A 25,864-nucleotide genomic window follows, 5' to 3' on the forward strand; every position below is an offset into this window, starting at 1 on the left:
ATGCGCCCCCATGTCGAATGTTTCTAAAAGTCCCGCGCCGACGCGGGCCAATACGCCGTCGGCGAAGCACCCGGATGGTGCGGCCGACGCGCGAGAGCAGCCCGGCCAGCCGCCGCGCGGGCAGCAGGACAAGCCGGCGGGCAAGCCGGCACCCGCGCCGCGCGGGCCGCGCGATGACGAACCGCGCGGCGACGCGCGCCAGCCGGCCGCGAAGGGCGCGCCGCAGGCCGCGGGCGAGCGTGCCCCGCGCCGCGAGCGTGCGCCGCGGGCCGCCGTCGCACCGAACCCCGTCCCGCCGATCACATACCCCGAAAGCCTGCCCGTGTCGGGCAAGCGCGACGAAATCGCGCGCGCGATCGCCGGCCACCAGGTCGTCATCGTCTGTGGTGAAACGGGCTCGGGCAAGACCACGCAGTTGCCGAAGATCTGTCTCGATCTCGGCCGCGGGCTCGGCGCCGGCGGCACGGGCCTGATCGGCCATACGCAGCCGCGGCGCCTGGCCGCATCGTCCACCGGCCGCCGGATCGCCGAGGAACTCGGCACGCCGTTCGGCGAGGTGGTCGGCTACAAGGTGCGCTTTACCGACAATCTCGCGCCGGGCGCGTCCGTGAAGCTGATGACGGACGGCATCCTGCTCGCCGAGACGCAGACCGACCCGTTGCTGAAGGCGTACGACACGCTGATCATCGACGAGGCGCACGAGCGCAGCCTGAACATCGACTTCCTGCTCGGCTATCTGAAGGAGATCCTGCCGCGGCGGCCGGACCTGAAGCTGATCGTCACGTCCGCGACGATCGACGCCGACCGCTTCGCGCGCCATTTCGGCACCGACGAGCGTCCGGCGCCCGTGATCGAGGTGAGCGGGCGGCTGTATCCGGTCGAGATGCGTTACCGCCCGGTGGCCGAGGATCGCCCGGCGGTGAAGAACGCGGAAGGCACGGGCGGCCGCGATCGCGTGAAGACCGCGCGCGAGGCCGAGCGCGACCTGATGGACGCGATCGTCGACGCGGTCGACGAGCTGTGCCGCGAAGGCCCCGGCGACGTGCTGGTGTTCCTGCCCGGCGAGCGCGAGATACGCGAGGCGGCCGAGGCGTTGCGCAAGCACCATCCGCCGCATACCGAGATCCTGCCGCTGTTCGCGCGGCTGTCGGCGGCCGACCAGGACAAGGTGTTCAAGGCGTCGAACGCGCGCCGCATCGTGCTCGCGACCAACGTGGCCGAAACCTCGCTGACGGTGCCGGGCATCCGCTACGTGGTCGACACCGGTCTCGCGCGCGTGAAGCGCTATTCGTACCGGAACAAGGTCGAGCAGTTGCAGGTCGAGTCGATCTCGCAGGCGGCCGCGAACCAGCGCGCGGGCCGTTGCGGCCGCGTGGCCGACGGCGTGTGCATCCGCTTGTACGAGGAAAGCGACTACCAGGCGCGCGCACGCTTCACCGATCCGGAAATCCTGCGTTCGTCGCTCGCGTCGGTGATCCTGCGGATGAAGTCGCTGCACCTGACGGCGATCGAATCGTTCCCGTTCCTCGAGCCGCCGCCCGGCCGCGCGATCGCGGACGGCTACCAGTTGCTGAACGAGCTCGGCGCGGTCGACGACGACAACGCGCTGACGTCGCTCGGCCGCGAGCTCGCGCGGCTGCCGCTCGACCCGCGCGTCGGCCGGATGATTCTGGCCGCGCGCGACCAGCAGTCGCTGCGCGAGGTGCTGATCATCGCGAGCGCGCTGTCCGTGCAGGATCCGCGCGATCGCCCGATCGAAGCGCAGGAGCAGGCCGACCAGGCGCACCGCCGGTTTGCCGACGAGCGCTCCGAATTCCTGCAGTGGCTGAAGATCTGGGCGTGGTTCGAGGAAGCCGTCGCGCACAAGAAGTCGAATCGCCAGCTCGTCGACGCCTGCCGGCAGAATTTCCTGTCGCACCTGCGGCTGCGCGAGTGGCGCGACGTTCATTCGCAGTTGCTGACGGTCGTGCGCGAGCACGGCTGGCGACTCAACGAAGTCGAGGCCACCTACGAACAGATTCATCTGGCCCTGTTGACGGGCCTGCTCGGCAATATCGGGATGAAAGCGGACGACGATCCGCATTACCTCGGCGCGCGCGGCATCAAGTTCTACCTGTGGCCCGGCTCCGCGCTCGCGAAGAAGGCCGGCCGCTGGGTGATGGCGGCCGAACTCGTCGAGACGAGCCGGCTGTACGCGCGCTGCCTCGCGAAGATCGAGCCCGAGTGGGTCGAGAAGGTCGGCGCGCATCTGCTGAAAAAATCGCTGTCGGAGCCGCACTGGGAAAAGCGTCCGGCGCAGGTGAGCGCGTTCGAGCGCGCGACGCTGTACGGGTTGCCGATCTACCACCGGCGGCGCGTCGCGTTCGGCAAGCAGGACCCGGCGCGCGCACGTGAATTGTTCATCCGCGGCGCGCTGGTCGAAGGCGAATTCGACACGAAGCTGCCGTTCTTCGCGCACAACCGCAAGCTGCTCGCCGACATCGAGCAGCTCGAACACAAGTCGCGCCGCCAGGACGTGCTGGTCGACGACGAGCTGATCTACGCGTACTACGACCATGCGATTCCGGAAGGCATCCATACGGGCGCCGCGTTCGAGCGCTGGTATCGCGACGAGGTGAAGAAGGCCGGCCAGCCCGACGACAAGCAGCGGCTGCTGTACCTGTCGCGCGACGACCTGATGCGCCACGAGGCGGCCGGCGTGACGACCGATCTGTTCCCGAAGCGCGCGACGATGGCCGGCGTCGAGATGGCGCTCACGTATCACTTCGAGCCCGGCACGCCGCGCGACGGCGTGACGCTCGCGGTGCCGCTCTTCGCGCTGAACCAGGTCGATGCGCGCCGCTGCGAGTGGCTCGTGCCGGGGATGCTGAAGGAAAAGGTGCAGTTGCTGTTGAAGTCGCTGCCGCAGAAGCTGCGCCGGCACTGCGTGCCGCTGCCCGAGTACGCGGCGGGCTTCGTCGAGCGGATGGGGCGCGAGCGCTTTGGCGCGGGCGGGCTCGTCGAGGCGCTGATCGCCGACGTGCGCGGCGAGACGCAGGTCGCGATGAAGTCGGCCGATTTCAAGCTCGAGACGTTGCCCGCGCATCTGTTCATGAATTTCAAGGTGATCGACGAGCACGGCCGCCAGCTCGCGATGGGGCGCAATCTCGCGCAGCTTCGCCAGGAGCTCGGCGCGCAGGCGCAGCAGCAGTTCCAGAAGATCGCGGCGGCGTCGACGCTCGCGCCGGGCGGCGACGCCGGCGCGGGCGATGCAGTCGGCGCGCCGGCGCCGGCCGCCGCGCAGGCTTCGGCCGCGAAGGGCGGCAAGCCGGGCAAGGGCGCCGCGCCGCAGACGGCCGCCCCACGGATGGCCGCCCTGACGGAAACCGGCGCGACGGCGTTGTACGAGAACCTGACGACGTGGAATTTCGGCAAGCTGCCCGAGCTGCTGGAAATCCGCCGGCGCGGCCAGACGCTGTACGGCTATCCGGCGCTCGTCGACCGCGGCACGCATTGCGACGTCGAGGTGTTCGATTCGCCGGAGGAGGCCGCGCGCATCCACCGGGCCGGCTTGCGGCGGCTGTTCGCGCTGCAGTTGAAGGAGCCGATCAAGTTCCTGGAAAAGAACCTGCCGGGCCTGCGCGAGATGGCGATGCAGTACATGTCGCTCGGCACGCAGGACGAGCTGCGCGACCAGTTGATCGACACGGCGCTCGACCGCGCGTGCCTGCAGGACCCGCTGCCCGACGATGACGCGAGCTTCCACACGCGCCGCGACGAGGGCAGGAGCCGGCTGAACCTGCTCGCGCAGGAAATCGCACGGCTCGTCGGGCAGATCCTGGCCGAATACGCGGGCCTCGTGAAGAAGCTCGCGCAGGCGAAGCCGTTCGCGCAGGCCCATGCCGACCTGCAGCAGCAACTGGCCGCGCTGGTCGGCAAGCGCTTCGTGATCGACACGCCTTACGCGCAGCTTGCGCATTTCCCGCGCTATCTGAAAGGCATCGCGCTGCGGATCGACAAGCTGAAGGCCGATCCGGCGCGCGACGCGAAGCAGTCGGCCGAGCTGCTGCCGCTCGTCCAGCAGTACCAGCGCGCGGTGTCGCAGCGCGGCGGCGTCGCCGATGCGCGGCTCGCGGAATTCCGCTGGCTGCTTGAGGAACTGCGGATTTCGCTGTTCGCGCAGGAACTGCGCACGCCGATGCCGGTCTCTGTCAAGCGTCTGCACAAGGTCTGGGAGTCGATGCAGCGCTAGCGCGACATCGGTCGGCCGGGCCTGCACGGACAGCCCGGGCCCGCGCCGCGGCGGCCCGTGCGGCCGCCCGGCGTGCGGCAAGGTGGCGCAAAAGCGGCGCAATCCCGGCATGGGTCAACCGGAGGGGCCCGCCGAACGTTCTACAATCACTGCTGTTCCACGACGTGAGTCTTCATGCGCACTTTCCTTTCCTTCGGCCGCACGCTTGCGCTGGCCGCCGCCGTGCTGGCGCCCGCCGCACACGCGAATAACGTGATCGTCCTGAATTCGGCCGAAGCGACGCTTTCCCTGATCGACCAGCAGACCCGCGAAGTCGTTTCCACGATGCCGACCGGCAAGGAGCCGCACCATTTGATGGCGACGCCCGACAATGCGTCGCTGATCGTCGCGAATTCGGTCTCGAACAGCCTGATGTTCCTCGATCCGAAGACGGGCAAGCTGCAGCGCACCGTCGAAGGGATCGACGATCCTTACCAGCTCGGCTTCTCGCCCGACCGCAAGTGGTTCGCGGCGGCCGGTTTGCGGCTCGATCGCGTCGACATCTACGGCTACGACGGCCGCGACCTGAAGCTCGTGAAGCGCGTGCCGCTCGCGGTGATGCCGAGCCACCTCGCGTTCACGAAGGACAGCAAGACGCTGCTCGTGTCGCTGCAGGTGTCCGGCGAGATCGCGGCGATCGATCTGCCGACGCAGACGGTCAAGTGGAAGATGAAGGTCGGCAAGGTGCCGGCCGGCCTGTGGCTCACGCCCGACGACAAGTTCCTGCTGGTCGGGATGACCGGCGCGGATTACGTCGCGGTCGTCGACTGGCGCAACCAGAAGGTCGTCAAGCAGATCTACACGGGCAAGGGCGCGCACAACTTCCGCTCGCTCGCCGACGGCACGCACGTCGCGGTCACCAACCGCGTCGCGAACACGATCAGCATCATCGACGAGAACGCGCTCACCAACGTCGGCGACATCACCGGCCTGCTGCCGGGCCCCGACGACATGGAGCTGTCCGCCGACAAGAAGACGCTGTGGGTGACGTTCCGTTTCGCGAAGAAGGTCGGGATCATCGATCTGGCCTCGCGCAAGCTGGTGCAGACGATCGCCGTCGGCCGCTCGCCGCACGGGATCTACTTCTACGACCGCGCGCCGTGGAAGGCGGCGAACGGCGCGTGACGGGCGGAGGCGGACGATGCTGCACCTGATCGATGCGTTCGTGTCGGACATCCAGACCTGGCTGTACGTCGACGTCGTGCAGCCGCTCCTCTTCAAGTTCAACCTGATGGACTACGACGAGGACACCTACGACGCGCTGTACTGGGTGATCATCGGCGCGCTGCAGATGGTGCTGATGTTCGCGCTGCTGCGCCCGCTCGAGGCGTTGCTGCCGGTCGAGCGCTGGAAGAACCGCCGTGCGGTGCGGGTCGACGTGATCTACACGGCGATCTCGAAGCTCGGCATCTACACGCTGTTCTTCTTCTTCGCGCTGCAGCCGGTGTTCGACAACTTCCAGGCGTGGCTGCGCCTGCATGGCGTGTCGAACGTCAACCTCGACTACCTGTGGCCGGGCGTGACCTCGCAGCCGATCGTCGCGTTCGCGATCTACCTCGTCGTGCTCGATTTCGCCGGCTACTGGTATCACCGCTGGCAGCACAAGTTCGGCATCTGGTGGGAGCTGCACGCGGTTCATCACAGCCAGCGTCAGATGTCGCTGTGGTGCGACGACCGCAACCACCTGCTCGACGACGTGATCCAGTCGTGCTTCTTCGCGGCGATCGCGCTCGTGATCGGCGTGACGCCGTCGCAGTTCGTCGTGCTGACCGCGGTCACGAACTTCCTGCAGAGCATCCAGCATACGAATGCGCGGCTGTCGTACGGCCGCATCGGCGAGCGCCTGCTTGTCAGCCCGATCTTCCACCGCCGGCACCATGCGGTCGGCTACGGCCACGAAGGCACCAAATATGGCTGCAACTTCGGCGTGTTGTTCCCGTGGTGGGACATGATGTTCGGCACCGCGTCGTGGAACCGCACGATCGAGCCGACCGGCATCCGCGAGCAGGTCGAGGGCGTGTCCTACGGCGACGGCTTCTGGTCGCAGCACGGCCTGGCGTTCGTGCGGATCTTCCGGCGCCTGTTTCCCGCGAAACGCGGCGCGGCGTCGGCCTGATCCCGATTCCGGCCTGTCTCCCGTCGAGCGACGCTTCCACGCGGCCCGCAGGCGCTTTGGCGCAGGCGGGCCGCGTGGTTTATCCTTTCCCCGTTTTTCTCCGTCAATCCATACTCCATAGGCTCGCATGAACGACTTGCTGCGTTCCTTCGTCCGGGCGTTCGCCAGCGCGCTGCACCCGCGCATGCTGTGGCTCACGCTGATGCCGTTCGTCGTCTCGGCGCTGCTGTGGGGCGCCGTGCTGTGGTTCTCGTGGCAGACGCTGATCGACGTCGCGCGCGGCGCGCTCGACGGCTTCGTGCTGACGGCCGCGCTGTATCGCGCGTTCGATGCGATCGGCATGTCGCAACTGCACGCGGTCGTCGCGCCGTTCGTGGTCGTGTCGCTCGCGATTCCGCTGATCGTGCTGACCGTGCTGCTGCTGATCGCGACGATCTCGATGCCGGTCGTGATCAAGCACCTGTCGAACCGGCAGTTCGCGGCGCTCGAGCCGAAGCGGGGCGGCACCTTCTTCGGCAGCGTGGTCAATTCGCTCGGCGCGGCGATCGTCGGCGTCGTGCTGCTCGTCGTCACGATCCCGCTGTGGCTGATTCCGCCGTTCTTCGCGCTGCTGCCGCCGGTGATCTGGGGCTGGCTCACGTATCGCGTGATGACCTACGACGCGCTCGCGCTGCACGCGAGCCGCGACGAGCGCCGCGCGCTGGTGCGCCGGCACCGCTGGCCGCTGATCGGCATCGGCGTCGCGACCGGGCTGCTCGGCACCGTGCCGACCTTCGTGTGGGTTTCGTCGGTCTGGATGATGGTGCTGTTCCCGTTCGTCGCGGCCGCCATGATCTGGGTATACGCTTTCATCCTCGTCTTCTCGGCGCTGTGGTTCGGGTACTACTGCCTGCGCGCGCTGGAGGACCTGCGCGCCAGCGCGCGCGCCACCGCAATCGACATGGGGCAGGCATGAGCATCGGCATCATCATCATCGGCGACGAAATCCTTTCGGGCCGCCGGCAGGACAAGCATCTGGCGAAGGTCATCGAGCTGCTCGGCGCGCGCGGCCTCGCGCTCGACTGGGCCGAATACGTCGGCGACGATCCGGCGCGCATCACCGCGACGCTCGCGCGTGCGATCGCGTCGGGCGACATCGTGTTCTCGACGGGCGGGATCGGCGCGACGCCCGACGACCATACGCGCCAGTGCGCGGCCGCCGCGCTCGGCGTGCCGCTCGAGCTGCATCCGGAAGCGAAGGCGCTGATTTCGGAACGCATTCGCGAGACGCACGCCGACCCGGCCACGCCGGTCGATTTCGAATCGCCGGAGAACCAGCATCGCTTCAACATGGGCGTGTTTCCGGCGGGCGCGACGATCATCCCGAACGGCTACAACCGGATTCCCGGCTTCTCGGTCGGTCATCTCCACTTCGTGCCGGGCTTCCCGGTGATGGCGTGGCCGATGATCGAGTGGGTGCTCGATACGAAGTACGCGCATCTGCATCACGCGACGCCGCATGCCGAGCGCTCGCTGGTCGTGTTCGAGTTGCCGGAATCGACGCTGACGCCGCTGATGGAGAAGATCGAGCGCGATTTCCCCGGCGTGCGCGTATTCAGCCTGCCGAGCGTCGGCGACGCGGAGCGCGGCGGCATCTACGCGCGCCGTCACATCGATCTCGGCGTGAAGGGCGAGCCGGAAGCGGTCGCGGCCGCGTTCGTGAAGCTGCGCGAAGGCGTGCACCTGCTCGGCGGCGACGTCGTCGAGCCCGATACGCCGCGCGCCTGAGCGGCCTGCAACGGGGCCGTACCAAAAACAACGGGCCGCGCAATGCGGCCCGTCATCGGCATGTCATCGCCCGGCTCGACGATGAGGCTGTCGCAACCGGCGGGCGCGGCGCGCCGTCAGGCGCCGATCCACGGGAGTTTGCGGAAGCACCAGCCGTCGACCGTCTTGCGGTGGCCTTCGGCGTCCTTGGCGCCCTCGAAGCCTTCCAGCAGGTCGAAGGCCTTCGTGAAACCGGCCTGCGCGGACGCGACCGCGGCGAGCTTCGAGCGCGCGGCGCTGCGGCACAGGAACAGGATGGGTGTATCGGCCGGGAGGGCCGCCTTCAGTTCGTTGACGAATTCGGCGTTCGGCACGCCGCCCGGGTAGCGCGTCCATTCGACGTGCAGGTACTGGCCGTCGCCGACGAGCGGGCGGCCGACCCAGTCGAGCTCGGCGCGCGTGCGCACGTCGACGAGGCGCGCCGACGGGTCGAGCTGCAGCAGTTCGAACGCCTCGACCGGCAGCAGCGCGCCGGCGTAGTTGAGCGCGCCTTGTGCGCGGCGTTCGTCGGCCTTCGCGTAAAGCTGGTCGAGCGTACTCATGGCAGGGTCTCCGTATCGGTCAAACGAGCATTCTAGCGCGGCGGCGTCGCGCGGATGCCGGCGTGAGCGGTGGTGCAGGCACGGACCACGCGTTCACCAAAAAAGTGCAAAATGGCGCGAATGCACCAGGATGATTCGGTTGCGCCGCCGTATCCATACGAGCGCACCATTTCGGTGCGCCCCCGCCAGCGCCAGTACGGCGGAGAGCCCTGCAATTGCGCAGGCGAGCCCCGCCACGGCGCGGGCTGGCGTGATCCGCGTCGGTTTTGCGATGGTTGGCACGGAAGCTGCTATATAGAATTCGGTCGAATCGGGGCGCGCTGCGCCAAAGCAAGACCCCGGTCAGCTCGATAAACGAGGCGGTTTCCCAGTCCGCCGGAATTGTTCAATCAGGAGAAGAGGTTATGAGTAAAACCGTCGCCGACGTCATGCAGCTCGTGAAGGACGAGGACGTCAAGTTTGTCGATTTCCGCTTCACGGATACGCGCGGCAAGGAGCAGCACGTGTCGGTGCCGGTTTCGGCGTTTGACGAAGACAAGTTCGAAAGCGGGCATGCATTCGACGGTTCGTCGATCGCGGGCTGGAAGGGCATCGAGGCGTCGGACATGCTGCTCATGCCGGACCCGAACGCAGCGTTCGTCGACCCGTTCTACGAAGAGTCGACTCTCGTGCTGACCTGCGACGTGGTCGAGCCGGCCGACGGCAAGGGCTACGAGCGCGATCCGCGTTCGCTCGCGAAGCGCGGCGAAGCGTACCTGAAGAGCACGGGCATCGGCGACACGGCCTACTTCGGTCCGGAACCGGAATTCTTCATTTTCGACTCGGTCCAGTGGAACACGGACATGTCGGGCTGCTTCGTGAAGATCAACTCGGAAGAAGCGCCGTGGTCGGCAGGCAAGGAATTCGAAGGCGGCAACACGGGCCACCGCCCGGGCACGAAGGGCGGCTACTTCCCGGTCGCGCCGGTCGACACGTTCCAGGACATGCGTTCGGAAATGTGCCTGCTGCTCGAACAGCTCGGCATCCCGGTCGAAGTGCACCACCACGAAGTGGCGGGCCAGGGCCAGAACGAAATCGGCACGAAGTTCTCGACGCTGGTTCAGCGCGCCGACTGGACGCAATGGTCGAAGTACATCATCCATAACGTTGCGCACTCGTACGGCAAGACGGCGACGTTCATGCCGAAGCCGGTCGTCGGCGACAACGGTTCGGGCATGCACGTTCACCAGTCGATCTGGAAGGACGGCCAGAACCTGTTCGCGGGCAACGGCTATGCGGGCCTGTCGGAACTGGCGCTGTTCTACATCGGCGGCATCATCAAGCACGCCCGTGCACTGAACGCGATCACGAACCCGACGACGAACTCGTACAAGCGTCTGGTCCCGCACTTCGAGGCACCGGTCAAGCTCGCGTACTCGGCACGCAACCGTTCGGCATCGATCCGCATTCCGCACGTGTCGAACCCGAAGGGCCGCCGTATCGAAACGCGCTTCCCGGATCCGATGGCGAACCCGTACCTGTGCTTCACGGCGCTGATGATGGCCGGCCTCGACGGGATCCAGAACAAGATCCATCCGGGCGAAGCAGCGGACAAGAACCTGTACGACCTGCCGCCGGAAGAGGATGCCAAGATCCCGACCGTGTGCGCGGGCCTCGACCAGGCACTCGAAGCACTCGACAAGGATCGCGAGTTCCTGACGCGCGGCGGCGTGTTCACGGACGGCATGATCGACGCGTACCTCGCGCTGAAGGAGCAGGAGCTGGCGAAGTTCCGCATGACGACGCACCCGATCGAGTTCGAGATGTACTACTCGCTCTAATCGGCGATGGCGCTTCGATTCAGCGCCGTCATGCCGGTTCGTTCCCGTCGCGCGGCTTGCGGCGGGAACGGCGGAGTCTGAAAGGGGACGGCGTCCGGCCGTCCCTTTTTTGTTCCGACGATTTTCATTTTCTGGCCCGGTGAGGCGCGACAAGCACGCAGATGGTTCTGAAGAATCTGATCAAGGCGAAAACGGGGCAGCCCGAACGACTGACGGACGACGAGCGGCTCGCGCGCTCGGGTCTGCTGGCGGGGCTCGAAGCACTGCCGACGGTCGTGATCGTGCTCGACCGCAAGACGCTGCGGGTCGCGTTCGCGAACCCGTCCGCGGAGGCGATGCTCGACATCTCGCGGCGGCAGCTCGCGCAGCGGCCGTGGGGCGAGATTTTCCCGAACGCGAACGAGCTCGCGTCGACGATCACCGCGATCGGCCAGGAACGCTTTCACGCGACGCACCTCGATACCGTGCTCGACCGGCCCGGCCGCGAACCGCTGCATGTGCATGCGATCGTCGGCTTCCTCGAGAACGCGCCCGATTTCGTGCTCGTCGAGCTGTTCGAGAACGAACGGCAGTCGCGCACCGACCGCGAAGAGCGCATCCACGACCTGACCGCGGTCAACAAGCAACTGATCCGCAACCTCGCGCACGAGATCAAGAACCCGCTCGGCGGCATTCGCGGCGCAGCCCAGCTGCTCGAATTCGAACTGGGCGAGCGCGAGCGCGGCGAGTTGCGCGAATACACGCAGGTGATCATCAAGGAGTCCGACCGCCTGCAGACGCTCGTCGACCGGTTGCTGGAGCCGCACCGGCATCCGCACATCGTCGGCGACGTGAACATTCATGAAGTGTGCGAACGCGTGCGCGCGGTGATGCTCGCGGAATTCCCGCGCGGGCTCACGATCGAGCGCGACTACGACGTCAGCGTGCCGGACCTGCGCGGCGACAAGGAGCAGTTGATCCAGGCGCTGCTGAACATCGTGCGCAACGCCGCGCAGGCGCTGCGCGAACGGATCGCGCAGGGCGACGCGAAGATCGAGCTGCGCACGCGCATCGCGCGCAAGGTGACGATCGCCAAGCGCCTGTACCGGCTGGCACTGGACTTGCACGTGATCGACAACGGGCCCGGCATTCCGGAAGAGATCCGCGACCGGATCTTCTATCCGCTCGTGTCCGGGCGCGACGACGGCAGTGGCCTCGGCCTCACGCTCGCCCAGACGTTCGTGCAGCAGCACGACGGGATGATCGAGGTCGAAAGCCGGCCCGGCCGTACCGAATTTCAGATTCTGTTGCCGCTCGACCATTGAGCGGCGACATGCGATTCACCCATACCTGACCGACCTATGAAGCCGATCTGGATAGTAGACGACGACCAATCGATCCGCTGGGTGCTTGAGAAGGCACTCGCCCGGGACAGCTTCGCGACGAAGAGCTTCGCGAACGTGCGCGACGCGCTGGCCGCGCTCGACCACGAGACGCCGCAGGTGCTCGTGTCCGACATCCGGATGCCGGGCGGCTCGGGCCTCGAGTTGCTGCAGGCGATGCACGAGCGGCTGCCGGGCCTGCCCGTCATCATCATGACGGCATTCTCCGATCTCGACAGCGCCGTCGCGGCGTTCCAGGGCGGCGCGTTCGAATACCTCGCGAAGCCGTTCGACGTCGACAAGGCCGTCGAGCTGATCCGCCGCGCGGTGGAAGAAAGCCTGCGCGGCGGCGCGCCGCAGGACGAGCGCGTGGCCGAGGCGCCCGAGATGCTCGGGCAGGCGCCCGCGATGCAGGACATGTTCCGCGCGATCGGCCGGCTGTCGCATTCGGCCGCGACCGTGCTGATCACCGGCGAGTCGGGCACCGGCAAGGAGCTCGTCGCGCGGGCGCTGCACCGTCACAGCCCGCGCGCGAACGGGCCGTTCATCGCGCTGAACACGGCGGCGATTCCGAAGGATCTGCTTGAATCCGAACTGTTCGGCCACGAGCGCGGCGCGTTCACCGGCGCGCAGACGACGCGGCAGGGCCGCTTCGAGCAGGCCGAGAACGGCACGCTGTTCCTCGACGAAATCGGCGACATGCCGTTCGACCTGCAGACGCGCCTGTTGCGCGTGCTGTCGGACGGGCAGTTCTACCGCGTGGGCGGCCACAACCCGCTGCGCGCGAACGTGCGCGTGATCGCCGCGACGCACCAGAATCTCGAGTCGCGCGTGCGGCAGGGGCTGTTCCGCGAGGACCTTTACCACCGGCTCAACGTGATCCGGCTGCGCCTGCCGCCGCTGCGCGAACGCAGCGAGGACATCGCGCTGCTCACGCGCCACTTCCTGCAGAAAAGCGCGCGCGATCTCGGCGTCGAGCCGAAGCGCGTGTCCGACGACGCGCTCGCGTACCTGAGCTCGCTGCCGTTTCCCGGCAACGTGCGGCAGCTCGAGAACCTCGCGAACTGGCTGACCGTGATGGCGCCCGCGCAGACGGTCGAGATCAAGGATCTGCCGCCCGATCTCGTGCCGGCCGGCGCGCCCGCTGCGCCGGCCGCCGCGACGGGCGACGGCACGGACGCGCTCGGCAGCGGCGGCCACGCCGCGGCCGTGCCTGCCGCGATCGGTGCCGCGCCGGCGGCGTCCGCGCCCGTCGCGAGCGCGGCGAACGGCGGTGCGCCTGCCGGCTACCCGGTGTGGGAGCACGGGTTGCGCACCGAAGTCGCGCGGCTGTTGCGCGAGAACTCGGCCGACGTGATGGACGAACTCGCGCGCCGCTTCGAGGCGGCCGTGATCCGCGAGGCGCTCGACTTCACGCGCGGCCGCAAGGTCGAGGCCGCGGAGCGGCTCGGCATCGGCCGCAACACGATCACGCGCAAGATCCAGGAACTCCATCTGGAGCCCTGAGCTCGATTCGCGGCATGCGCGGGCCCGCGCATGCCGCGATCGGACATAATCGCGGTTTGCACGCAGTTTGCCATTCCGCCGATCCTCAATGTCCGATTCCTTCCGCTGGCCCGCCGGGGCCGACCCGTTCCGTTTCCTCGAAGCGCTCGACAGCAAGCGCGTCCGCACGTGGGTCGACGAGCAGAATGCGCGCACGCGCGCCGCGCTGCGCGACGACGATGCCTATCGCGCGCTGACCGCGCGTCTCGCGAAAGCGTATCTGCCGCGCGAACGCCCGGTGATTCCGACCCGCTGGCGCGACTGGGCGTACGACCTGTGGCAGGACGATCTCCACCCGAAGGGGCTGTGGCGCCGCACGCGCTGGGACGACTGGCGTGCCGGCCGTCCCGACTGGGAAACGCTGCTCGATATCGACGCGCTCGGCGCCGAAGAGGGCGAGTCGTGGGTGTTCGAGCAGGAGGCGATCCTGTATCCGGACGGCGATCGCGTGCTGCTGTCGCTGTCGCCGGGCGGCGCCGACGCGGTCGTCGTGCGCGAGTTCGATCTCGTCGAGCGCCGGTTCGTCGACGGCGGCTTCACGATCGACGAGCCGGGCCATCACACGGTCGGCTGGATCGATCGCGACACCGTTTACGTGAGCTGGGATCGCGGCGAAGCGCATGCGACCGCGGCCGGTTATCCGTATGAAGCGCGGCGCTGGGTGCGCGGCACCGCGCTCGCCGACGCGCCGGTCGTGTTCAAGGGCGAGCCGGACGACATCAGCGCGGGTGCGTGGTTCGATCCGATCGACCGCCGCCACGTCGCGTGGCGCAGCGTCGATTTCTTCGATGCGCATGCGTACCGGCTGACCGACGCGGGCGAATGGGCGCGCTACGACGTGCCGACGCACGTCGAGGTCGGGTTCTGGGAAGGCTGGCTCGTGCTGGAGCCGCGCCTCGACTGGGATTGCGACGGCGCGCGCCACGCGGGCGGCTCGCTGCTCGCGATCCGCGAGCAGGCGTTCCTCGCCGGCGCGCGCGACTTCACGACGCTGTTCGCGCCGCAGCCGACGACGTCCGCCTGTACGTGGACGCACACGCGCACGACGCTGATCGCGAGCTGGCTCGACGACGTGCACAACCGCACGATGCTGTGGCAGCCGCGGCAGCGCGACGACGGGTCGTGGACGTGGGATGCGCGGCCGTTCGAATGGCCGGGCGATGCGCAGATCGATGTCGAGCCCGTCGAAGCGACGCTGAACGACGAGGTGTACGTCGACGTCGATACGTATCTCGATCCGCCCGAATGCTGGCTGGCCGATCTGGCCGACCGCGCGGACGATGCGGGCGCGCGCCGCGTGCTGCTCGACCGGCCGCCGGTGCAGTTCGATGCGTCCGGGCTCGTCGTGCGCCGCGCGAGCGCGCGTTCGCGGGACGGCACGGTGGTGCCGTACACGCTGATCGGGCCGCGCGATGCGCTCGACCCGACGGAGGGCATGGCGCGGGTCGCGCGGCCGTGCCTGTTGTCGGGCTACGGCGGCTTCGCGATCCCGAACCTGCCGGGTTACAGCGATGCGTTCGGCATCGGCTGGCTCGAACGCGGCGGCGTGATGGCGTTCGCGCACATCCGCGGCGGCGGCGAATTCGGGCCGCGCTGGCACGTCGACGCGCAGCGCGAACACCGGCAGCGTTCGTTCGACGATTTCATCGCGGTCGCCGAGGATCTGGCCGCGACGGGCGTGACGACCGCCGCGCAGCTTGGAATCGAGGGCGGCAGCAACGGCGGGTTGCTGGTCGCCGCGTGCATGATGCAGCGGCCGGAGCTGTTCGGTGCGGTGCTGTGCCGCGTGCCGCTGCTCGACATGCAGCGCTATCCGAAGCTGCACGCGGGCGCCGCGTGGCTCGACGAATACGGCGACCCGGACGATCTGCGCGAGGGCGCGGCGCTGGCCGCGTATTCGCCGTATCACCGCGTGCGCGAAGGTGTCGTGTATCCGCCGTTGTTGCTGACGACGTCGACGCGCGACGACCGCGTGCATCCCGCGCATGCGCGCAAGATGGCCGCGCGCATGCAGGCGCTCGGTCACGAACGGGTGTGGTACTGGGAGAACACCGACGGCGGCCACGGCACTGCGGACGATCTCGAACGCGCGCAAGCCGATGCAGCCGAATTCGGTTTCCTGTGGGCCCATCTCGGGCCGGCGCCCGCGCGGCGCTGATCGCGCGCGGGCGCGTGCGCGATCAGGCGACGATCGCGACGACGGGCGTATGGTCGGACGGCTGTTCCCACGTGCGCGGCGTGCGATCGACTTCGCACGACGCGCAGGTCGCCGCGAGCGCCGGCGACAGCAGGATGTGGTCGATGCGCAGCCCCGCGTTGCGGCGGAACGCCATCATCCGGTAGTCCCACCACGTGAAGGTTTTCTCCGGCTGTTCGAAGCGGCGGAACGCATCGACGAAGCCGAGTTCGATCAACTGCTTGAAGTGCGCGCGCTCCTGCGGCGACACGAGGTTCTGGCCTTCCCATTTCGCGGGATCGTGCACGTCGCGGTCTTCCGGCGCGATGTTGTAGTCGCCGAGCAGCGCGAGCTTCGGATAGCGTTGCAGCTCGGTGCGCAGCCACGCCTGCAGCGCGTCGAGCCATTGCATCTTGTAGACGAACTTGTCGGAGTCGAGCGCCTGGCCGTTCGGGAAGTACGCGGACACGATCCGCACGCCGTCGACCGTCGCGGCGATCACGCGCTGCTGCGTGTCTTCGAAGCCGGGGATGTTGCGCACGACGTCCGATTCGTCGACGGCGAGCGTGTCGCGCACGAGGATCGCGACGCCGTTGTAGGTCTTCTGGCCGGCGAACCAGCTGCGGTAGCCGATCGCCTCGAGATCGGCGCGCGGGAATTTCTCGTCCGGCAGCTTCAGTTCCTGCAGGCACAGTACGTCGGCTCCGCTTTGCGCGAGCCAGTCGAGCACGTGCTGTTTGCGGACGTTGAGCGAGTTGACGTTCCAGGTGGCGATTTTCATGAACGGGAGAGTGCGTGCGGCGTGAATGCGAAGGCCGCCATCTTACCGCGAGCATGGGGTGCGAACGCGCGCGTCATGCGATGCGTGCCTGGGGCCGCGCATCGTCGCCCGGGCAGCGGAAGCAGAAACTGTGACAAAGGTATTGACGTGAGTACTTCCTCACCCTATAATTTATTTCTCTGACGCGGGGTGGAGCAGTCTGGCAGCTCGTCGGGCTCATAACCCGAAGGTCACAGGTTCAAATCCTGTCCCCGCAACCAAGCACACCAGACGATGTGCCGCGCAATTGACCGATGCGCACTTCGTCTACGAAAAACCCGGCTCCATGCCGGGTTTTTTGTTTTCCGCGCCCGCCCGTTATTTCGGTGCGCCCGCGTGAAGCGAGTCGCGTGATTCGCGGGCGGGGCGCGCGGCGACGCGCCCGCCGGGAGCGTGAATCCTGCCGCACGGAACAATGCGGCGATGCTCTCGGACGGCGATTGTCGATCCGCGCCGGCGCGCGTCATTCAGCGCGCCGCCCACTCGACGGCCGCCTTTGCGTGCAGCGCGGTCGTATCGAAGACCGGCAGCGGCGAGTCGTCTGCGCCGATCAGCAGCGTGATTTCCGTGCAGCCGAGGATCACGGCCTGCGCGCCGCGCTTCGCCAGTGCGTCGATGATCGACACATACGTCGTGCGCGATTCCGCCGAAATGACGCCGTGGCACAGCTCGTCGTAGATGATGCGGTGCACGTCGTCGCGCCCGCGCTCGTCCGGCACGAGCACGTCGAGCCCGAACTTCTCGCGCAGCCGCGCCGCATAGAACGGCAACTCCATCGTGTAGCGCGTGCCGAGCAGCGCGACGCGCTCGACGCCCGCGTCGCGCAGCGCGCTGCCGGTCGGATCGGCGATGTGCAGGAACGGCAGCGTCACCGCGGCTTCGATCGCGTCGTGCACGCGATGCATCGTATTGGTCGTCAGGACCACGAGATCGGCGCCGGCCGCTTCGAGCTGCCGGGCGGCGTCGGCCATCCGTTCGCCGAGCGCGGCCCAGTCGTGCGTGCGCTGCAGCGCTTCGATTTCGGCGAAGTCGACCGTGACCAGCACGCTCTTCGCGTTGTGATGCCCGCCGTGCAATGCCTTCGAGTGCCGGTTGATCATCCGGTAGTACTCGGCCGACGATTCCCAGCTCATGCCGCCGATCAGTCCGATCGTCTTCATCCGTCACCTTTGCGTTTCGTGTATCGCGGCAGACGAGTATAGGTGCGGCCGCCCGTGCCTGGCCGGTACGATCCGCACAAACCGGGCCGGTACGGCGCAGCCGCTGGCGGAGGGCCGCTGCCGGACGGCCGGTTGAGGCGACGGGCGAGGGGGCCGCTGCCGGACGGCCGGTTCGCGCAGCCGGCCCCGGACGTACGCGGCAGTTGAAACCGGCACTGTGTTTTTGTACAGTATCGGCACCGTGAACCCGACCACCATCCCGCCTGCCGATCCGCACGCACCGTCCGGCGACGCGCCGCCGCGCATGCGCAAGATCATTCATTGCGACTGCGACTGCTTCTACGCGTCGGTCGAGATGCGCGACGACCCGTCGCTGCGCAACCGCCCGCTCGCGGTCGGCGGCCGCCCCGACCAGCGCGGCGTGATCGCGACCTGCAACTACGAGGCACGGCGCTACGGCGTGCATTCGGCGATGTCGTCGGCGCTGGCGATGCGCAAGTGTCCGGACCTGCTGATCCTGCCGTCCGCGATGGACAAGTATCGCGCGGCGTCGCGACAGATCATGGCGATCTATCGCGACTACACGCCCGACGTCGAGCCGCTGTCGCTCGACGAGGCGTACCTCGACGTCAGCGGGTCGTCGCGTTGCCAGGGCAGTGCGACGCTGATTGCGCGCGAGATCCGCGAGCGGGTGCGCGACACGGTCGGCGTGACCGTGTCGGCGGGCGTCGCGCCGAACAAGTTCATCGCGAAGATCGCGTCCGACTGGAACAAGCCCGACGGGCTGTTCGTCGTGCGGCCGCACGAGATCGACGCGTTCGTCGCGGCGCTGCCGGTGCGCAAGCTGCACGGCGTCGGCAAGGTGACGGCCGCGCGGCTCGACCGGCTCGGCATCCAGACCTGCGCGCAATTGCGCGACTGGCCGCTGATCGATCTGCACCGCGAATTCGGCGCGTTCGGGCGGCGCCTGTACGAACTGTCGCGCGGGATCGACGAACGGCCCGTGCAGGCCGACCAGGAGCGCAAGTCGGTCAGCGTCGAGACGACCTACGTGACCGACCTGACGACGCTCGAGCAATGCGCGGACGAAATTCGCCGCCTCGTCGTGCAGCTCGACGCGCGGATCGAGCGAGCGGGCGCCGCGCGATCGATCCGCAAGCTGTACGTGAAGATCCGCTTCGCCGATTTCCAGCGCACGACGGTCGAGTGCGTGGCCGACGCGACGAATGCCGAGACGGCCGTCACGCTGCTCGCGAAGGGGTTGTTGCGGCGCGCGCAGCCGGTGCGGCTGCTCGGCGTCGGCGTGCGCATCGACGAGGACACGGCCGAGCGCCACGGGCAATTCCTGCTGTTCGACGACGAAACGGGCGACGACACGCCCGCGCCATGAAAAAAGGCACCGCCGAAGCGGTGCCTGTCGATGCAGCCGGACGAACCCGGCAGCGCGCGCTCAGTGCGCGGACGCCGCCATCCCGTTGTGGCGCAGCAGCGCGTCGATCTGCGGCTCGCGGCCGCGGAACGCCTTGAACGATTCCATCGCGGGGCGGCTGCCGCCGACCTCGAGGATTTCGCGGCGATAGCGGGTGCCGGTTGCCGCATCGAGCACGCTGCCGCTGGCGGCGGCGGCTTCCTCGAACGCCGCATACGCATCGGCCGACAGCACCTCGGCCCACTTGTAGCTGTAGTAGCCGGCCGCATAGCCGCCCGCGAAGATATGGCTGAACGTGTTCGGCCAGCGCGAGAACGCCGCCTGCGGGATCACGTGATAGCGCTCGTTGATCTCGCGCGCGAACGCGGTCACGCCGGTGGCGCCGGCCGGGTCGAAATCGACGTGCAGCAGCATGTCGAACATCGAGAACACGATCTGGCGCAGCGTGCCGAGCCCGCTCTGGAAGTTCTTCGCGGCGATCATCTTGTCGAACAGCTCGCGCGGCAGCGCGGCGCCCGTATCGACGTGCGACGACATCGACGACAGCACGTCCCATTCCCAGCAGAAGTTTTCCATGAACTGCGACGGCAGTTCGACCGCATCCCATTCGACGCCGTTGATGCCCGACACGCCGAGCTCGTCGACGCGCGTGAGCATGTGGTGCAGCCCGTGACCGAATTCATGGAACAGCGTGATGACTTCGTCGTGCGTGAAGCACGCGGGCTTGCCGCCGACCGGCGCGGAGAAGTTGCAGGTCAGGTACGCGACGGGCGTCTGCACGTCGCTGCCGCGCTTCGCGCGCGAACGCGCGTCGTCCATCCACGCGCCGCCGCGCTTGCCTTCGCGGGCGTACAGGTCGAGATAGAACTGCGCGACGAGCGAGCCGTCGCGGTTCTCGACGCGGAAGAAGCGTACGTCCTTGTGCCACACCGGCGCGTCGTCCGGCTTGATCTTCACGCCGAACAGCGTTTCGGTGACGGTGAACAAGCCCTTCAGCGCGGCCGGTTCCGGGAAGTACTGCTTGACCTCGTTTTCCGAGAACGCATAGCGTTGCTGGCGGAGCTTTTCGGCCGCGTACGCGACGTCCCACGGTGCGAGTTCGGCGAGGCCGAGCTCCTTCGCGGCGAACGTGCGCAGCTCGTCCCAGTCCTTCTCCGCGTGCGGGCGGGCGCGCGTCGCGAGATCCTCGAGGAACGCGATCACCTGCTGCGGCGATTCGGCCATCTTCGGCGCGAGCGACACTTCGGCGAAGTTGCGGTAGCCGAGCATCTGCGCCTCTTCGCGGCGCAGCTTCAGCGCGTCGGCGACGATCGCCGTGTTGTCCCATTCGGCCTTGCCGTCGCCGTATTGCGGCCCGAGTTCCGACGCGCGCGTCGCATACGCGCGATAGAGCGTCTTGCGCAGCGCGCGGTTGTTCGCGTACTGCAGCACCGGGAAATACGACGGGAAATGCAGCGTGAATTTCCAGCCTTCCTTGCCGTCCTTCTGCGCGGCCTCGCGGGCGGCCTCGATCGCATCGCCGGGCAGGCCGGCCAGTTCGGCTTCGTCCTTCGCGAAGTACGCGTACGCGTTGGTCGCGTCGAGCACGTGATCGGAGAACGCCTTCGACAGCGCGGCCTGTTGTTCCTGCAGCTCCGCGAAGCGCGGCTTCTGCTCCTCGGGCAGCTCGGCGCCCGACAGGCGGAAGTCGCGCAGCGCGTTGTCGAGAATCTTCTTGCGCTCGCCGGACAGCGTCGCGTATTCGGCGCTCGCGGCGATCGCCTTGTACTTTTCGTACAGCGCGAGATTCTGGCCGACGCTCGACCAGAACTCGGTCACGCGCGGCAGGTTTTCGCCGTAGGCAGCGCGCAGTTCGGGCGTGTCGGCGACCGCGTTCAGGTGGCCGACGATGCCCCATGCGCGGCCGAGCGGCTCCGTGGCCTGCTCGACCGTCTCGACGACGGCGGCCCAGGTCGCCGGCGTCTCGCTGGCGCTCGCGGCTTCGACCGCACGGTTGGCGGCATCGAGCAGCGTATCGAGCGCGGGCGTCACGTGTTCCGGGCGAATCTCGCCGAAACGGGGCAGGCCGGAGAAGTCGAGGAGCGGATTGGTATGGGCGCTGGCGGACATAAGACTCCCTGTCTGTTGCCGGATGAACCGGGATGAAAAGGGTAACGGCGGCTGGGCGCGAGCGCGCCCGATACCGACATTATTGGGGCGCATCGTGCGCTTTCCAATCGTTAGTTTCTAATGACGCGATTGACGCAGGGTCGGATGCGCAGCGACGGGCGTGGCCGGGAACGGCATTCGGCCGCCGGCGGCCCGACGGTAGGCCGCCGCGGGCCGGGGCGGCGCAGCCGGGGCGAGCGCGGCTGGCGGGACACCGGCGCGCGCAAGCGCGCGCCGGCTGAGCGGGTAGTGCGTCAGGCCGCGGCGGCAGCCGCGCGTTCGGCGGATTCGATCGTGTTGATCAGCAGCATCGTGATGGTCATCGGGCCGACGCCGCCCGGCACCGGCGTGATGTAGCCGGCGACTTCCTTCACGCCCGCGAAATCGACGTCGCCGCACAGCTTGCCCGCGTCGTCACGGTTCATGCCGACGTCGATCACCGTCGCGCCCGGCTTCACCATGTCGGCGGTCAGGATGTTGCGCTTGCCGACCGCGGCGACCACGACGTCGGCCTGGCGCGTATGCGCGGCGAGGTCGCGCGTCTTGCTGTGGCAGATCGTCACGGTCGCGCCGGCGTCGAGCAGCATCATCGCCATCGGCTTGCCGACGATGTTCGAGCGGCCGATCACGACCGCGTTCGCGCCTTGCAGCGCGATGCCGTGCGCTTCGAACATCTTCATCACGCCGTACGGCGTGCACGGGCGGAACAGCGGCTTGCCGGTCATCAGCGCGCCCGCGTTCGCGACGTGAAAACCGTCGACGTCCTTTTCCGGCGCGATCGCCTCGATCACCTTGTGGCTGTCGATGTGCGCGGGCAGCGGCAGCTGGACGAGGATGCCGTGGATCTTCGGATCACGGTTCAGCTCGTCGATGCGCGCGAGCAGGTCGGCTTCCGACAGCGTGTCCGGGTAGGCATCCTTCTGCGAGAAGAAGCCGTTGTCCTCGCACGCCTTGATCTTGTTGCGCACGTAGACTTCGCTCGCCGGGTTGGCGCCGACGAGGATCACCGCGAGACCGGGCTGGTGGCCGCGTGCGGTCAGCGCGGCGGCGCGTTCGGCGGCCTGGGCGCGCAGGGTCTTCGAAAGGGCGTTGCCGTCGATGAGGAGGGCTGTCATGGTGGTGGGTTCTGCCGGGAAGTTGGGATGCGGGCGTACGGCGCCCGAAAGCGCCGTAGCAAAGCACGTAATTATACCGTTCGCCTGCTGCCGTCCGACAGCGAATCAACGGGAAGCGTCATGGCCGCGGCGCGCGCGCCGGGAGAAACGGCGCGCCGCCGCGCGAGTGGGCCGCATCGCGCGGGGCGGCAAGCGCCGGTTGTGGGCCGGGCGGCGCTGCCGCCGCGGCCCGGAAACATGCTCAGGCCTGTTTCTTCGACAGCGCGAGGCGCAGCAGGTCGGCCACCGTGTTGACGTTGAGCTTTTCCATGATGTTCGCGCGGTGCGCCTCGACCGTCTTGATGCTGATGCCGAGATCGTCGGCAATCTGCTTGTTCAGGCGGCCCGCGATGATCCGCTCGAGCACCTGCTGCTCGCGCGCGGTCAGCTTCGACAGGCGTTCGCTCGCGGCACGCTGCTCCTGCACGCTCTTGCTTTCGCTTCGGGCCTTGTCGAGCATCCGCTCGACGAGCTTGCGCAGCTCGGCTTCGTCGAACGGTTTCTCGATAAAGTCCATCGCACCCTTTTTCATCGTCGACACGGCCATCGGCACGTCGCCGTGACCGGTGACGAAGATGATCGGCAGCGCGGCGTTGTCGGCGATCAGGCGTTCCTGCAGCTCGAGGCCGCTCATGCCCGACATCCGCACGTCGAGGATCAGGCACGCGATCTGGCCGGCCTGCTGCGCCGGCTGGTACGCATCGAGGAACTGCTCGGCGCTCGAGAAGCATTGCACGCGATAGCCGTTCGCCTCCAGCAGCCAGCGCAGCGAGTCCCGTACGGCCTCGTCGTCGTCGACGACAAAGACGGTTTCCTGAGTGGTGGTGACAGGGCTATTCATAGTTCTCCCGTAACGGTATGTGATGCCGATGCCTCGCGCCCCCCCTTGGCCGAGATCAGCGGGTTCCCCAATGGGCAGGCTGCAGTGGAACGTCGCGCCGGAAATGCGGCCATCCGGCTCGACGTTGTTGACCACCCACAGACGCCCCCGATGCGATTCGATGATCGAACGGCAGATGTTCAGCCCCATGCCCATGCCGTCGGACTTGGTGCTGTAAAACGGTTCGAACAGGCGCTCGGCGGTCGCTTCGTCGACGCCCGGGCCCTGGTCGATCACACGGATGTCGACGAAGCCCGCATCGATGTCGGCGACGACGCGGATCACGCCGTCCACCGACGCCGGCTTCACGTCGGCCATCGCCTCGGCTGCGTTTTTCATCAGGTTCACCAGCACCTGCTCGATCAGCACGGGGTCGACATAAATAATAGGCATTCTTGCGAGGATTTCCGTGACGATCCGGATCCTGCGCTTTCTGGCCTCGATTTCGGCGAGCCCGACCGCGTCGGCGACGATGTCCGCGACCCGCGCCGGCTGGCGCTTCGGCTCGCTGCGCTTCACGAATTCGCGGATCCGCTTGACGATCATGCCCGCGCGCAGCGCCTGCTGCGCGGTCTTTTCCAGCGCGGGCTGCAGCGTCTCGGGCGTGCCGCGGCCGCTCTTCACGAGCGCGAGCGTGCCCGAGCAGTAGTTGTTGATCGCGGCGAGCGGCTGATTCAATTCGTGAGCAATCGACGACGCCATTTCACCCATCGTCATCAATCGGCTCGTGAACTGCAGCTTTTCTTCCTGCTGGTGCGCGAGCTCCTGCGCCTTCTTGCGGGTCGTGATGTCGGTCGCGATCTGCATCTGCGCGAGGTGGCCGTCCACCCACTGGATGTACTGGCGGCGCACCTCGAACCACTTCTGGATGCTCTCGACGTACACCTCCTGCGCGTCGGCGGTGCTGCTCGTCAGCGCGGCGGCCGGCAGGCCCGCGAACGCGTCGACCATGTCGATCGAGTCGGACGACGCCTGCGCGCGGTCGAAGCCGCCGCCCGACAGCTCCAGATGGCCGTCCGGGCGAATGCCGAACAGGTGGCGGTAGTAGCGGTTCGCGAACAGCAGCTCGGCTTCGTCGGCGGCGAGCACCGACACCGCGGCGTCGAGGCTTTCGAGCACCGTCGTGAAGCGCTCGTGCGCGGCGGCGAGTTCCTCCCGCGCGCGCTTCGGCTCGGTGATGTCGGTCATCGACGACATCCAGCCGGTCTGGCGGCCCGAGCTGTCGATCAGCGGCGATACGTACAGGCGCGCATGGAACAGCGTGCCGTTCTTGCGCCGCACGCGCAGCTCGAAGCCCGAGCTCGGCGCCTTGCCGCGCAGCGTCATGTCGAGCTGGCGCTGCATTTCCGGGTACGCGTCGCGCGGCCAGTACGGGAACGGCGCGACCTTGCCGACGAGATCGGTTTCGTCCCAGCCCGTCATCCGGCAGAACGCGGGGTTCACGTGCGTGATGCGGCCGTGCATGTCGAGCACGCGCATGCCGATCAGCACCGAGTTTTCCATCGCGCGGCGGAAGAACGCCTCCGCGTACAGCGCCTGCTGCGCCTCGAAGCGCTGGCGCGTGTGCTTCCACAGGCTCCAGAGGCTCCACAGCACGAAGCACGACAGGCCGGCGACGAGCCACACGAGCGTGTTGTTGGTCAGGTTCGTGAGCTGCGGGAACGCATACACGCGCACCGTCAGGCCCTGGCCGGGCGGGTCGAGCGGCAGGTCGTAGTGCGAGTCGCGCGGCAGGCGCGGGCGCGTCGACGTGGACGACAGCTCGCGGTTGTTCGAATCGGTGATCGAGATCTTGTACTTCGACGACAATTCCTGCGGGATGTCGTGCTTCAGGATCCCTTCGACCGAGAACACCGCGGCGATCGCGCCGAGATATTCGCGGTCGCCGCGCATCACGGGCGTCTGCAACGTGATGAAGCCGTTGCCGAAGTCGTCGTAGATCAGCGGCGAATAGGCCTGGCGGCGCGTGCTGCGCGCCTCGTCGTACGCGCCGCGCACGGCCTCCTGCATCTGCGCGTCGCCGGGCTTCGCGAGCCGCTGGCCGAGCAGCGGCGGATGCACGGTCGGCCAGCGCTGCACGCCGGGCGCGGTGTACCAGTTCAGGTAGAGGATTTCCGGATGCGTCTGCATGACGTCCGCGACGGCCATCTGGAATGCGTTCTGGTCGAGCCGGCCGGATGCGAGGTCGCGCGACAGCGCCTGCAACTGTTCCTGCGCGCCCGTCATCGACAGGCGGATCTGCTGCTGGGCCCACGCGACGTTGCGAAAGAGGGTGTCTTCCTGCTGTTGCTGTTCGCGCCGGTTGAGGCTCCACAGGATGAGGCTCATCACGACGAGGAACACCAGGATCGACAGCAGCGGCGTCAGCAGATAGGAGTTGGACCACCACGGTCCGTGGTGCCAACGGGACGGCTGCGACTCCGCCGGCGGGCCCGGCGGTCGCGCCGAGCGTGCGAAAAGCCGATCGGTCAACATGGCAGGATTGTAGCGCAGCGCAATACATGGAAAACCGCTACCGGATATGTTGAACGGAAACGGTTTTGTTCCGACGAGACGGGCCGCGGAGCCCCGAAACAAGGGTGCAGCGCAGCAATATTCCGCATGGCGAGAAAAGATCTCACAATTCGAAAATTTTGT

General features: G+C 67.7%; 16 protein-coding genes, 1 tRNA gene and 1 pseudogene. 11 read left to right on the forward strand and 7 right to left on the reverse strand.

The window, feature by feature from the left end:
- Positions 1-10 precede the first annotated feature (10 nt).
- The 5 genes from hrpA (at position 11) to LGN10_RS21755 (ending at position 8,153) form a co-directional block, all read left to right on the forward strand.
- Positions 11-4,231: an ATP-dependent RNA helicase HrpA gene (gene hrpA, locus LGN10_RS21735; protein ID WP_226225000.1), complete on the forward strand. Its 4,221-nt coding sequence runs from the start codon at positions 11-13 to the stop codon at positions 4,229-4,231.
- 174 nt (positions 4,232-4,405) lie between these two features.
- Entirely contained in the window at positions 4,406-5,395 is a 990-nt protein-coding gene (locus LGN10_RS21740; RefSeq protein ID WP_059583285.1) for a beta-propeller fold lactonase family protein, read from the forward strand.
- Positions 5,396-5,411: 16 nt separating this feature from the next.
- Positions 5,412-6,386, forward strand: a complete 975-nt coding sequence (locus tag LGN10_RS21745) for a sterol desaturase family protein (protein WP_226225002.1) — start codon at positions 5,412-5,414, stop codon at positions 6,384-6,386.
- Positions 6,387-6,513: 127 nt separating this feature from the next.
- Positions 6,514-7,341: an EI24 domain-containing protein gene (locus LGN10_RS21750; protein WP_226225004.1), complete on the forward strand. Its 828-nt coding sequence runs from the start codon at positions 6,514-6,516 to the stop codon at positions 7,339-7,341.
- Positions 7,338-8,153, forward strand: coding sequence for a competence/damage-inducible protein A (locus LGN10_RS21755; RefSeq protein WP_059583289.1), 816 nt, complete (start codon positions 7,338-7,340; stop codon positions 8,151-8,153). Before LGN10_RS21750 ends, LGN10_RS21755 begins: the two co-directional genes overlap by 4 nt.
- Before the next feature lie 116 nt (positions 8,154-8,269).
- On the opposite strand, the gene LGN10_RS21760 is transcribed toward LGN10_RS21755, so the two are convergent.
- A complete protein-coding gene (locus LGN10_RS21760) occupies positions 8,270-8,734 on the reverse strand; it encodes a rhodanese-like domain-containing protein (protein WP_059583291.1) in 465 nt (154 codons plus the stop codon).
- 404 nt (positions 8,735-9,138) lie between these two features.
- Between LGN10_RS21760 and glnA the strand changes: the two genes are divergently transcribed.
- The 4 genes from glnA (at position 9,139) to LGN10_RS21780 (ending at position 15,618) form a co-directional block, all read left to right on the forward strand.
- Positions 9,139-10,554: a type I glutamate--ammonia ligase gene (glnA, locus tag LGN10_RS21765; protein WP_059583292.1), complete on the forward strand. Its 1,416-nt coding sequence runs from the start codon at positions 9,139-9,141 to the stop codon at positions 10,552-10,554.
- 161 nt (positions 10,555-10,715) lie between these two features.
- Positions 10,716-11,858 (forward strand): nitrogen regulation protein NR(II), encoded by a 1,143-nt coding sequence (gene glnL / locus LGN10_RS21770; RefSeq protein WP_059583294.1) that lies wholly within the window; start codon positions 10,716-10,718, stop codon positions 11,856-11,858.
- A gap of 36 nt (positions 11,859-11,894) precedes the next feature.
- On the forward strand, positions 11,895-13,421 hold the full coding sequence (ntrC, locus tag LGN10_RS21775) for a nitrogen regulation protein NR(I) (protein ID WP_226225006.1): 1,527 nt from the start codon (positions 11,895-11,897) through the stop codon (positions 13,419-13,421).
- Positions 13,422-13,509: 88 nt separating this feature from the next.
- Positions 13,510-15,618 (forward strand): prolyl oligopeptidase family serine peptidase, encoded by a 2,109-nt coding sequence (locus LGN10_RS21780; protein ID WP_226225008.1) that lies wholly within the window; start codon positions 13,510-13,512, stop codon positions 15,616-15,618.
- A 22-nt stretch (positions 15,619-15,640) separates the two neighbouring features.
- On the opposite strand, the gene xth is transcribed toward LGN10_RS21780, so the two are convergent.
- Positions 15,641-16,417, reverse strand: coding sequence for an exodeoxyribonuclease III (gene xth / locus LGN10_RS21785; protein WP_226225009.1), 777 nt, complete (start codon positions 16,415-16,417; stop codon positions 15,641-15,643).
- 183 nt (positions 16,418-16,600) lie between these two features.
- On the opposite strand from xth, the gene LGN10_RS21790 reads away from it, so the two are divergent.
- Positions 16,601-16,677 (forward strand) — tRNA-Met (locus tag LGN10_RS21790).
- Positions 16,678-16,923: 246 nt separating this feature from the next.
- On the opposite strand, the gene LGN10_RS21795 is transcribed toward LGN10_RS21790, so the two are convergent.
- Positions 16,924-17,616, reverse strand: coding sequence for an aspartate/glutamate racemase family protein (locus LGN10_RS21795; protein WP_059583301.1), 693 nt, complete (start codon positions 17,614-17,616; stop codon positions 16,924-16,926).
- A 217-nt stretch (positions 17,617-17,833) separates the two neighbouring features.
- On the opposite strand from LGN10_RS21795, the gene dinB reads away from it, so the two are divergent.
- The gene (gene dinB / locus LGN10_RS21800; protein WP_226225010.1) at positions 17,834-19,006 is read left to right on the forward strand and encodes a DNA polymerase IV; all 1,173 of its coding nucleotides are present in this window, start codon (positions 17,834-17,836) and stop codon (positions 19,004-19,006) included.
- A 60-nt stretch (positions 19,007-19,066) separates the two neighbouring features.
- Here dinB and LGN10_RS21805 read toward each other — a convergent pair whose 3' ends face one another.
- The 4 genes and pseudogenes from LGN10_RS21805 to fixL all read right to left on the reverse strand — a co-directional run bounded on the left by LGN10_RS21805 (position 19,067) and on the right by fixL (position 25,702).
- The gene (locus tag LGN10_RS21805) at positions 19,067-21,154 is read right to left on the reverse strand and encodes a M3 family metallopeptidase (protein ID WP_226225011.1); all 2,088 of its coding nucleotides are present in this window, start codon (positions 21,152-21,154) and stop codon (positions 19,067-19,069) included.
- Between the two features lie 293 nt (positions 21,155-21,447).
- Positions 21,448-22,308 carry a bifunctional methylenetetrahydrofolate dehydrogenase/methenyltetrahydrofolate cyclohydrolase FolD gene (gene folD, locus LGN10_RS21810; protein WP_059583307.1) on the reverse strand — a complete coding sequence of 287 codons (861 nt, stop codon included), beginning with the start codon at positions 22,306-22,308 and terminating at the stop codon, positions 21,448-21,450.
- Positions 22,309-22,549: 241 nt separating this feature from the next.
- Positions 22,550-23,188, reverse strand: coding sequence for an oxygen response regulator transcription factor FixJ (gene fixJ / locus LGN10_RS21815; RefSeq protein ID WP_006493245.1), 639 nt, complete (start codon positions 23,186-23,188; stop codon positions 22,550-22,552).
- Positions 23,185-25,702 (reverse strand): annotated as a pseudogene (gene fixL / locus LGN10_RS21820) (oxygen sensor histidine kinase FixL). Before fixL ends, fixJ begins: the two are co-directional and overlap by 4 nt.
- Between the last annotated feature and the right edge of the window lie 162 nt (positions 25,703-25,864).

Origin of the sequence: Burkholderia sp. AU32262, from assembly GCF_020419985.1 — a bacterium.
In the GTDB taxonomy this organism is placed as follows: domain Bacteria; phylum Pseudomonadota; class Gammaproteobacteria; order Burkholderiales; family Burkholderiaceae; genus Burkholderia; species Burkholderia semiarida.

Coding starts and splice junctions, on each gene's coding strand:
- hrpA (WP_226225000.1), top strand. CDS start 11: ATGTCGAATGTTTCTAAAAGTCCCGCGCCGACGCGGGCCAATACGCCG.
- LGN10_RS21740 (WP_059583285.1), top strand. CDS start 4,406: ATGCGCACTTTCCTTTCCTTCGGCCGCACGCTTGCGCTGGCCGCCGCC.
- LGN10_RS21745 (WP_226225002.1), top strand. CDS start 5,412: ATGCTGCACCTGATCGATGCGTTCGTGTCGGACATCCAGACCTGGCTG.
- LGN10_RS21750 (WP_226225004.1), top strand. CDS start 6,514: ATGAACGACTTGCTGCGTTCCTTCGTCCGGGCGTTCGCCAGCGCGCTG.
- LGN10_RS21755 (WP_059583289.1), top strand. CDS start 7,338: ATGAGCATCGGCATCATCATCATCGGCGACGAAATCCTTTCGGGCCGC.
- LGN10_RS21760 (WP_059583291.1), bottom strand. CDS start 8,734: ATGAGTACGCTCGACCAGCTTTACGCGAAGGCCGACGAACGCCGCGCA.
- glnA (WP_059583292.1), top strand. CDS start 9,139: ATGAGTAAAACCGTCGCCGACGTCATGCAGCTCGTGAAGGACGAGGAC.
- glnL (WP_059583294.1), top strand. CDS start 10,716: ATGGTTCTGAAGAATCTGATCAAGGCGAAAACGGGGCAGCCCGAACGA.
- ntrC (WP_226225006.1), top strand. CDS start 11,895: ATGAAGCCGATCTGGATAGTAGACGACGACCAATCGATCCGCTGGGTG.
- LGN10_RS21780 (WP_226225008.1), top strand. CDS start 13,510: ATGTCCGATTCCTTCCGCTGGCCCGCCGGGGCCGACCCGTTCCGTTTC.
- xth (WP_226225009.1), bottom strand. CDS start 16,417: ATGAAAATCGCCACCTGGAACGTCAACTCGCTCAACGTCCGCAAACAG.
- LGN10_RS21795 (WP_059583301.1), bottom strand. CDS start 17,616: ATGAAGACGATCGGACTGATCGGCGGCATGAGCTGGGAATCGTCGGCC.
- LGN10_RS21805 (WP_226225011.1), bottom strand. CDS start 21,154: ATGTCCGCCAGCGCCCATACCAATCCGCTCCTCGACTTCTCCGGCCTG.
- folD (WP_059583307.1), bottom strand. CDS start 22,308: ATGACAGCCCTCCTCATCGACGGCAACGCCCTTTCGAAGACCCTGCGC.
- fixJ (WP_006493245.1), bottom strand. CDS start 23,188: ATGAATAGCCCTGTCACCACCACTCAGGAAACCGTCTTTGTCGTCGAC.